General features: G+C 69.8%; 9 protein-coding genes and 1 tRNA gene. 7 read left to right on the top strand and 3 right to left on the bottom strand.

Features of this window, described 5'->3' with window-relative positions; genetic code table 11:
- The first annotated feature begins 11 nt into the window (after positions 1-11).
- A complete protein-coding gene (locus HY703_04635) occupies positions 12-230 on the top strand; it encodes a hypothetical protein (GenBank protein ID MBI4544460.1) in 219 nt (72 codons plus the stop codon).
- Positions 231-386: 156 nt separating this feature from the next.
- A complete protein-coding gene (locus tag HY703_04630; protein MBI4544459.1) occupies positions 387-815 on the top strand; it encodes an arsenate reductase ArsC in 429 nt (142 codons plus the stop codon).
- Between the two features lie 26 nt (positions 816-841).
- On the opposite strand, the gene HY703_04625 is transcribed toward HY703_04630, so the two are convergent.
- The 3 genes from HY703_04625 to HY703_04615 all read right to left on the bottom strand — a co-directional run bounded on the left by HY703_04625 (position 842) and on the right by HY703_04615 (position 1,794).
- Positions 842-1,198 carry a hypothetical protein gene (locus HY703_04625; GenBank protein MBI4544458.1) on the bottom strand — a complete coding sequence of 119 codons (357 nt, stop codon included), beginning with the start codon at positions 1,196-1,198 and terminating at the stop codon, positions 842-844.
- Between the two features lie 131 nt (positions 1,199-1,329).
- A tRNA-Asn gene (locus HY703_04620) sits at positions 1,330-1,402 on the bottom strand.
- Positions 1,403-1,536: 134 nt separating this feature from the next.
- Positions 1,537-1,794 carry a hypothetical protein gene (locus HY703_04615; protein MBI4544457.1) on the bottom strand — a complete coding sequence of 86 codons (258 nt, stop codon included), beginning with the start codon at positions 1,792-1,794 and terminating at the stop codon, positions 1,537-1,539.
- Between the two features lie 277 nt (positions 1,795-2,071).
- Here HY703_04615 and HY703_04610 point away from each other — a divergent pair, with 277 nt between their 5' ends.
- The 5 genes from HY703_04610 to HY703_04590 form a co-directional block, all read left to right on the top strand.
- Entirely contained in the window at positions 2,072-3,955 is a 1,884-nt protein-coding gene (locus HY703_04610; GenBank protein MBI4544456.1) for an endonuclease/exonuclease/phosphatase family protein, read from the top strand.
- Between the two features lie 315 nt (positions 3,956-4,270).
- Complete coding sequence (locus tag HY703_04605) at positions 4,271-4,795, top strand: cytochrome c3 family protein (protein MBI4544455.1); 525 nt, start codon at positions 4,271-4,273, stop codon at positions 4,793-4,795.
- 38 nt (positions 4,796-4,833) lie between these two features.
- Positions 4,834-7,902, top strand: a complete 3,069-nt coding sequence (locus HY703_04600) for a 4Fe-4S dicluster domain-containing protein (GenBank protein MBI4544454.1) — start codon at positions 4,834-4,836, stop codon at positions 7,900-7,902.
- A 10-nt stretch (positions 7,903-7,912) separates the two neighbouring features.
- Positions 7,913-9,226, top strand: a complete 1,314-nt coding sequence (gene nrfD, locus HY703_04595; protein MBI4544453.1) for a polysulfide reductase NrfD — start codon at positions 7,913-7,915, stop codon at positions 9,224-9,226.
- 68 nt (positions 9,227-9,294) lie between these two features.
- Positions 9,295-9,606 (top strand): DUF3341 domain-containing protein (locus tag HY703_04590; GenBank protein ID MBI4544452.1); only part of this gene is annotated, 312 nt, incomplete at its 3' end.

Raw genomic sequence — 9,606 nt, 5'->3', positions numbered from 1 at the left:
GTCTCGATGAGGTGGAACCCAACATCTGCCACGGCGCGAGCATCTTTGCCAACTACTTCCGGGCCGAGGGCCAGGACGTGGAGCGGGCGCTGCTTCGCTACAACGGGTGCGTCCGGGGCACCAACACTCCAGATTGCCACACTTACCCGTATCACGTCTACGCCCGCGCCGGCCGTGCCAGCATCCTCGCCTGGCTGCGGCCGCAGGCCACCCTCGGCGCGGCGCCCTAGCCGCCCCCGCTGCCCACTACCCGAGCCGGGGACACGGCGACACAGCGACAGCGCAGGAGGCTGCTCCGAGGGCAGTCGTTTCGCCGCGGCGCCGCGTCTCCCCGTCGCTGTGTTGGAAGTGGAGCGGTGGCGGGGCGAGAGGGGTGGGCTGAAGGGATGAACCTCCTCTTCCTCTGCACCGGCAACTCCGCACGCTCCCAGATGGCGGAAGGCTTTGCCCGCCACTTCGCCCCCCCGGGTGTCCAGGTCCACAGTGCCGGTGTGGAGCCGGCGGGCGTGAATCCACGCGCCGCCGCGGTGATGAGGGAGGAGGGCATTGACATCAGCGGCCAGTGGTCGAAGGGACTGGAGCACCTGGCGCTGGCCGATGTGGATATGGTCGTGACCCTCTGCGGCGACGCCGCAGAGCGCTGCCCCGTGTTACCCAGGGAAGTCGAGCGCCGCTTCTGGCCGCTGCGGGATCCGGCGCGGGCGGAGGGCGGCGATGAGGAGGTGACGCGTGTCTTCCGCGAAGTGCGCGACGAGATTCGAGAGCGCGTGCGCCGCCTGTGCACGGAACTGGCGCAGGCACAAGGCCGCAGCTAGCCCTCCCAAGTGGCGGGAGGTCGCGTTCAGGCCACGGGCTCGGGATCCCGCACCGGCAGCGGACGCGCCGGGACGCCGCCGCCCCGGGCGACGAGCTCCTCACGCACGAACTTCAGGATGTGCGGCTCGTCCATGCGTTCGGCGTCCCAGAAGCGGGTGAACGCGTTGCCCCGACGTCCGTTCCGGTCGCAGTCGACGGAGCCGGCATACCCCCGGCGATAGCTCAGCACACAGCCATCCCAGGTGCCGTGCTTGACCGTCTTGCCCTCCAGGTCGATGGCAAGCTGGACGAGGCCGTCGTAGGCGAACTCGCGCAGTTCCGCACGTAGCTCGGCGTCTGCGTCGGCGAGGCGGGGGCTGGAGAGGAAGGAGAGAAGCCACATACGGAGACCTCCTGCGTGGAACGGATCTACGGATGGTGGAGTCCGGGTTGCAAGAATCGTATGTGAGTCTTGAAAAAGAAAAAAAGAGCCCTGCCGGGAGGCGCCGCCTCGCGCGCAAGACTCTCAGCCGACTGGGGCGGCAGGGCTCGAACCTGCAACCTGCCGGTTAACAGCCGGCCGCTCTGCCCATTGAGCTACACCCCAAAACGCAGGGGCATCCCGCAGGAGGGGAATGATTCCCGTAAACGAATGCACCAACTCGGGTTGAAGTTAATCCCGGTGCTCGGCCGGGTCAACCCTGGTGCGAGGGTTGGAGGGTTGGAGGGCTGGGGCTGGGGCTAGCCCTCTGCGTCAAGCGTGCGCGCCTGCGGGCGGCGCGACGTGTTGCACGGGGAGCACGATGTGAAAGCTCGTGCCCCGGCCGGGCTGGCTTTCCGCAGTGATCCGTCCGCCGTGCGCCTCAACGACCTCGCGTGCGATGTGCAGGCCGAGGCCGGCGCCCGCGACCCGCGCCCGACCTGGTAGTACTTCTCGAAGATGTGCGGAAGCTGGTCCGGCGGGATGCCGATGCCGTTGTCGCTTACGGTGATGTGCACGGCTCTGTCTTCGCCCCAGGCGGGCAGGGAAGCTGCTCACGCTGCTGGGCGGCGCGATTTCCGTCGAGAGCAACTATGGCGAGGGTTCGTGCTTCACGATCCAGCTCCCGGCGGTGCTGCCGGCGGAGTCGACGGAGGCGTCGCTGCGCCGCCCGCTGGTCGAAGCGGAGGCGGCGACGGTAAAGCGCTAGCCATCGCCGCTGCCGCGGCAGTCCTCGCCCTCCCCTGCTCCTTCCCCCTTTCTCCCCCCCGTCGCCCCGCACTAACATAGCTGGCCATGCGCGCCCGGCTGTCCCTCGTCCTGACCGCCCTCGTGCTGCTCTTCTTCCTGGAAGCGCAGCGCGTTTTCTTTTCTGTGCTTTTCGCCCTGGTTTATGGCGCGGTCTTCCCCAGCCTCCGGCCGGTCGCGCTGCTGGGCGCAGTGCTGCCCCTGGCAGTGCTGGGCGCTCCGCTCCTGCCGGTGTTCCGGAATTGGCCGCGGCAGAGGAGGCTGACCTGGGCCGTGGCCGGAGCCGCGCTGGCCCGCGCGGTACTCTCGCACCCCGCATTTCCGGCGCGGCTGGCTGGCTCCGCGCTGGGCGTGGGGTGTGCCACGCTGTTCCTGGCGGCGGCGGTGGGGCACCTCGAGCCGCGCCGGCTGGCCGCGGCCGCGGCCCTGGCCGTAGTGGTGGACCAGCTCCTGGGGCTGGCAGGTTGGAGTTACGACCTGAGCCTGCAGCCGGCGTGGGCACCGCTGCCGGTGTTGCTGAGCCTGGCAGCCGTGGCCGCCCTCTGGGCGTGGCTGGGACGGCCCGAGCGGGAGGAAGACGGGGGATCCTCTCTGGAACGGCGGGCGGGGGGCTTGCGGCTCCGCGGCGCCATTGCCCTGGGACTGATCCTCTTCCTGGAGACTGCGGCGCTCGCCTCGCCCGTGGTGGCCGCCCGCTGGACCGGCGTCCCTTACCGGGCTGCGGCCGCGCTGCTGATCGTGGCCGGCGCGGCTGCGGTGGCCATGTTGTGGCTGGGCCGTGGACCAATGGGGCGGCACCGACCCGCTGCTGTCACCCTGGCGGGACTGGCCACGGCGGGCGTGCTCGTGCCCTGGGCCGCGGACGGCTGGGGACCGGCTCTGCTCATGGCCAGCGGCCATGCCGCGGCCCTCCTGCTGCTGGGCCGCGCCCTGGCGCCGGCGAGCGGCCGGCGCGGGGGCTGGACAGTGATCACCGCGCTGCTGCTGTTCCTCACCCTTCAGGTGCTGTACGGCTTCACCTTCTTCTATGCCTTCACCTGGCCGGCCTTACAGGGCTGGGCGCCCGCGCTCCTGCTCGGCGCCGGCATGGCCCTGGTGGCGAGCGTGCTGGTGATTCCGCGGCCGGCACCCTCCCCGCCGCTGCGCGGCGGGCCGGCCGCTGCGGCCTTGCTGATGATCCCGGCAGCCACGGCGCTGCTCCTGGTCCTGCTCCTGGGGCGGCCCGCCGCGCCACCAGGCAGCGGCAATGCGCCAGGCGTGCGCGTGGCCACCTACAATGTGCATTACGGCTTTGATGGAGACTGGCGCTACGGTCCGGAGGCGCTGGCCCGGGCAGTCGAGGCCAGCGGCGCGGACGTCGTGGTGCTGCAGGAAGTCGGGGCGGGGCTGCCCATGGCGTACGGCACTGACCTCTCGCTCTGGCTGGGCTGGCGGCTGGGGATGCAGTCCTTTTTCGCGCCCACCATCAACCGCTTGCTGGGCGACGCAGCGCTCACGCGCGTGGCGCCCAGGGGCTTCGAATCCCGCCTGCTCCCGCCGCGCGAGGCGGACCGGAAGCAGGTATGGCGTCTCGAGCTGGATCTCGGGGGCGCCAGGCTGCTGGTGTTCGGCACCCATTTCGGGCTTACGTCCGAGGAACAGCGGGCACAGGTCGCGGGCGTGCTCCGCTTCGTCGAGCGCGACGGTGCATCGGTCTTCGCGGGCGACCTGAACGCCGGCCCCGGCAGCGAGGTGGTCGAGCGGCTGCGAGCTGCGGGATTCCGCGACGCCTTTGAGCTGGCCGGCGTGGCGCCCGCAGCCACGGCGCCGGCGGGCGAACCGCGGCAGCGGATCGACTGGATCTGGATACGGGGCGCAGCCGCCAGCCACGCGGCTGTGCTGCCGCACACCGCGTCGGACCACCGGCTGGTAGTGACGACGATCCTGCCCTGAACCCCTGGAACTCCACCCCCGGGACTCGGGCTCGGGCTCCGGCGCTGCGCGCCTGGGCTCCGCGCCTGCGGCGCTGGGCTCCGGCGGCGCTGCCGCCTGGGCTCGGGAATTACGCGTCGCGTTCTGTTCCGAGCCCGAGCCCAGAGGAGCGGAGCCCGAGCCCGAGTTCCTGTTCGGCGCGAGGACTGTTCCTCTGGAGCACGTTGGGTCCAAGGCCTTGCGGGGTGGGGGGCGGGCGTGTATGCTGGCCGCCCGCATAGCCGAGGCAAGCCGCGCAGCACATGAAGTGGGCGTCGACAGCCAGCCAGGAAGGCGATGACACGGGTCAGGTGGTTCGGGCTGGGGATTGCCGGCGCGGTGGCATTGGCGGGTACGGGGATCGTGGCGGCCGGTATCTGGCCATTCGGCCGCCGGGCGGAGCAGCCCATTGCCTTCCCGCACGACCTTCACGCCGGCACCAACCAGATCCCCTGCATGTACTGCCACTACACGGCGGACCGCTCCCCGGCCGCCGGCATTCCGGCCGTCCAGGCGTGCGCGGGGTGCCACCTCCCCGGCGGCGTGCCCATGATCGCGGCGGACAAGCCGGAAGTCAGAAAGCTCATCGCGTACTGGCGGCAAAAGAAGCCCATCCCCTGGGTCCGCATCCACGACCTGCCGGACCACGTCCATTTCCCGCACATGATGCACGTGAACGCTGGGGTGCTGTGTCAGGACTGCCATGGCCCGGTCGAGACCATGAAGGAGATCGAGCAGGTTGCCTCGCTGCGCATGGGCTGGTGCATTGACTGCCACCGCAAACGGCAGGCGCGGACGGATTGCTTTGTGTGTCACTACTAAGGGTGTTGGGGGTCGGTGATAGGAGGTGGGGATAGGCCATGACTGAGGGCATGGAGCGGCGGGAGTTCCTGAAGGTGCTGGGCGTCGCTGGCGCCGGCGCCAGCCTGCTCGGCTGCTCGACGGAGGGGGCGGAGCGGCTGCTGCCGTACGTGGTGCCGGCGGAGGAGATCGTGCCGGGCGTGGCGACCTGGTACCGCACGACCTGCCGCGAGTGTCCGGCGGGGTGCGGCATGGACATTCGTACGCGGGAGGGGCGGGCGGTCAAGGCGGAGGGCAGCTCCCTTTCGCCGATCTCGCACGGCCGGCTCTGCCCGCGGGGTCAGGCGTCGCTGCACGGGCTATACAACCCTGATCGCGTGCCGCAGGCGCTGGCGCGGGGCGGTGCCGGGGGGTGGGAGAAGCTGGGGTGGGCCGAGGCGGAGCAACGGCTGGCCGCCGCGCTGGCCGAGGCGCGGGGGCGGAAGGTGTTCCTGACGCACACCTTCACCGGCTCGCTGGACCGGCTGCTGGACGAGTGGTGCGCTGCACTGGGTGTCGAGCGCGTGCGCTTCGACACCTTCGCGCGGGAGCCGCTCAGGGCGGCGAACCGGCTGCTCTTCGGGCTGGATGTGGTGCCGGTGCATGACTTCGCGGCTGCGGAAGTGGTGGTCACTTTCGGTGCGGACTTTCTCGAGACCTGGCTCTCGCCCGTGGACTATGCCCACAGCTTCGTGCGCGGGCATGCCTACTCGGAGGGGAGGCGCGGCCGCCTGATCTCGGTCACGCCGCACCGGTCGCTGACCGATCTGAACGCGGATGAATGGCTTCCTGTGCGCCCCGGCACGGAGCACCTGGTGGCGCTGGCCATGGCGCGGGCGATCGTGGAGGAGCGGCGGGGCGAGGCCGGCGGAGCGGCGGCTTTTCTTCAGGGCATAGACCTCGAGCGGGCGGCGGAGCAGGCGGAGATCGAGCCGGTTCGTCTGCGCGAGCTGGCGCGGGAATTCGCGAACGGCGGCCGCTCGCTGGCCGTCGGTCCAGGTGTGGCCTCGAGCCACGGCGCGGCCACGACCGTGGCGGCAGCCGTGGCACTGCTGAACTGGGTGGCCGGGAACGTAGGCCGGACGCTCACATTCAGCCGCGCCGAGGCGGGCGGCGGGGCAGGCAGCTATCAGGAGCTGCAGCAACTCTTCTCCAGCCTGGATGCCGGCGCGGTCGGTGCGCTGCTGGTCTACGGGCCCAACCCGGTGTACAGCGTGCCCGGGGGCGCGGAGCTGGGCGCCGCGCTCGAGCAGGTGCCGTTCGTGGCCTCGTTCTCCAGCATGCTGGACGAGACCAGCCGTCACGCGAAGCTGCTGCTGCCGGACCACCATTTCCTGGAGAGCTGGGGCGATTACACCCCCCGGACCGGTATCCATTCCCTGATCCAGCCGGTGATGACGCCGGTCTTCGCGACCAAGCAAGCCGGGGACGTGCTGCTGTCGGTGGCGCGCCGAGCAGGCGCAGCACTGCCCACAGCCGCCAACAGCTACTACGACTACCTGCGGGAACGCTGGCGCGAGGACATTTACCTCCGGGCACGGGCGGCGGCCCCGTTCGAGGAGTGGTGGCGCGAGGTGCAGACCAAGGGGGTCGTCGTGCTGGACGTAGCCGAGCCGGCCGTCCGGCTGGATGCCGCGGGGCTGAGCCGCTTGCGGCTCGAGCTGCCGGAGTTCGACGGCGGCGAGCGTGCCCAGCACTACCTCGTCGTCTATCCCTCCCACCGCTTCTATGACGGGCGTCTGGCAGACCGGCCGTGGCTGCAGGAGCTGCCCGACCCGGTCAGCAAGATCAGTTGGGGCTCGTGGGTCGAGGTGCACCCGCAGACGGCAGAGCGGCTGGGGCTGGAGGACGGGAGCGTGGTCGAGCTGGAGACGCCGCACGGCCGCGCGCAGTTGCCCGCCTGGCTCTACCCCGGCACTCGGCCGGACGTGGTGGCCGTCCAGCTCGGGCAGGGCCACGAAGGAGTGAGCCGCTACGCCGACGGCATAGGCGTGAACGCGGCGCGGCTGCTCGCCCCCCGCGTGGAAGCGGCATCGGGTGGGCTGGTCTGGTTCCAGACGCGGGCTGCACTGCGCGCCACGGGCGAATGGCAGAAGCTGGCCTCGACCGGCGGCAGCAAGACGCAGGCAGGGCGCGAAGTGCTGCATACCACGACGCTGGAGGAGGCGCGTGCAGTGGGAGCGCGCGGGGCAGCGGCCGCCGCGGCGGCTGCGCAGGCGGCCCACGGCCAGCGTGCGCCAGCGAAAGCGGGCGGGCAGGGCGAGCGGCGGCCGCACCCGCAGGAAGTGGTGGTTGAGCAACTGCAAGGGGTGGGCGGGTTCGGGCCACTGGTCGTGGGCGGCGCCCCGGCCGACTATCCGCCGCCGGACACGGATTACGGCGAGTACGCCCAAGATGTGCCGCGTTGGGGCATGGCCATCGACCTGGATCGCTGCATCGGCTGCAGCGCCTGCATGACCGCGTGCGCTGCCGAGAACAACATCGCGATGGTGGGGCCGAAGCTGATCTCGCGCGGCCGCATCATCACCTGGATCCGGATCGAGCGCTACTTCCCGGAGGACGCGGGCGCGGGCAGGGGCGCCGATTTCCTTCCCATGCTCTGCCAGCACTGCGGCAACGCTCCCTGCGAGCCGGTCTGCCCGGTGTACGCGGCCTACCACACGCCGGACGGGCTGAACGCGCAGATCTACAACCGCTGCGTGGGCACCCGCTACTGCGCCAACAACTGCCCGTACAAGGTGCGCTACTTCAATTTCTTCAGCGCGGAGTGGCCCACGCCGCTGGACTGGCAGCTCAACCCGGACGTGGCCGTGCGGGAAAAAGGGGTGATGGAGAAGTGCACGTTCTGCGTGCAGCGCATCCGTGGGCGGGAGCAGCAGGCGCGGCTCGAGGGGCGCAGTGTAGGCGATGGCGAGATCGTGCCCGCGTGCGCCCAGACGTGTCCGGGCGAGGCGATTGTCTTCGGCAATGTCAAGGATCCTGCGTCGCGAGTGGCGCGCCTGGCCGCTTCGGGCCGCGGCTACCGCGTGCTGGAAGAGCTGAACACGCAGTCGGCCATCGTCTACCTGAAGAAGGTGATGACAGGCTGATAAGGCAAGAATGGCCGCGGTAACGCGCTCCGAGACGCACCCCGGTATCACCACCTACGAGGAGGTGAACCGGGACGTCCTGAAGATGCTGAGCCGGCCGGGGCGGGGGTACTTCACCCTCCTGGCCGCCGTGCTTGCCGTCCTCGGCTTTGGCGCCTTTGCCTGGGCCACGCAGATCGTGCTGGGGATCGGCGTGTCCGGGCTCATGAACCCGGTGGGCTGGGGCGTCTACATCACCAGCTTCGTCTTCTGGGTCGGGATCGCCCACTCGGGCACCCTCATTTCCGCCATCCTGTACCTGTTCCGCGCACGCTGGCGCCAGTCCATCTACCGGGCCTCCGAGGCCATGACCGTCTTCGCGGTGATGACGGCGGGGCTCTTTCCCATCATCCACCTGGGCCGGCCCTGGGTCTTCTACTACTTGCTGCCGTACCCCAACCAGCGCCAGATCTGGCCCAACTTCCGCTCCCCGCTGCTCTGGGACGTGTTCGCCGTGGGCACGTACTTCACCGTCAGCGCCACCTTCTTCTACATCGGCATGGTCCCGGACCTGGCGGCGGCGCGCGACGCGGCCACGGTGAGCTGGCGGCGGCGACTGTATGGCGTGCTCTCGCTGGGCTGGCGGGGTACGGACCGGGAGTGGAAGCACTTCACGCGCGCGTACCTCTACCTGGCGGCGTTGGCCACGCCCCTGGTGCTGTCGGTCCATTCGGTAGTGTCGTGGGACTTCGCCGTGTCTATTGTGCCGGGGTGGCACACCACCATCTTCGCGCCCTACTTCGTGGCCGGTGCCATCTTCAGTGGGCTGGCCATGGTGATCACGCTGCTGGTGCCCATGCGCAAGGCATTCCACCTGGAGGAGTACTTCACGGCGCGGCACTTCGATGCCATGGCGAAGCTGATACTGCTCACCTCGCTGATCGTGGTCTACGCCTATGCGGTCGAGTATTTCATGGCCTGGTACAGCTTCGAGGTGCCGGAGCGGGGCACGTTTTCCGACCGTGCCCTGGGCGATTACTGGTGGGCGACGTGGATCATGATCACCTGCAATGCCTTCGTGCCGCAGCTTTTGTGGTGGCGGCGGGTGCGCACGAGCATTCCGGCCCTTTTCGTGATCGCGATCTTCATCAATATCGGCATGTGGTTCGAGCGCTTCGTGATCATCATCTCGAGCCTTGCGCACGAGTATATGCCGTGGCAGTGGGGGAACTACAAGCCGTCGTGGGTCGAGATGTCGATCGCGGCGGGCAGTTTTGCCTGGTTCCTCATGTGGTTCTTGCTGTTCATCCGACTGCTGCCGCCCGTCTCGGTGGCGGAGCTGTAGGAGGTCCTGCCCGCGCCGCTCCGGCGCGGGAGCGGGCGGCAGGTGGCGGCGAGCGAGGGGAGCGTCTGATGCCGGACGGCATGGCTCCGGGCGTGTTGGGTGTGTTTGCCGAGCTGGACGCGACGACGTCGGCTATCGAACGTCTGCGCCAGGCGGGGTTGGGTGAGGTGCTGGTCTTCTCACCCTTGCCCCACCACGAGCTGGAGCACGCGCTGCACCTGCCCGAGAGCCCGGTGCGGCTGTTCACGCTGGTGGGTGGACTGACGGGCGCGGCCACGGGGTTCGCGCTGCCCATCTTCACGTCGCTGGACTGGCCGCTCATCACGGGGGGCAAGCCGATCATCTCCTTGCCGCCGTTCGTGATCATTGCCTTCGAGCTG

The organism is Gemmatimonadota bacterium (assembly GCA_016209965.1).
Classification (GTDB): domain Bacteria; phylum Gemmatimonadota; class Gemmatimonadetes; order Longimicrobiales; family RSA9; genus JACQVE01.
Note: the sequence above shows the minus strand (reverse complement) of the source record. Positions and strands in the feature narration are given on the sequence as shown.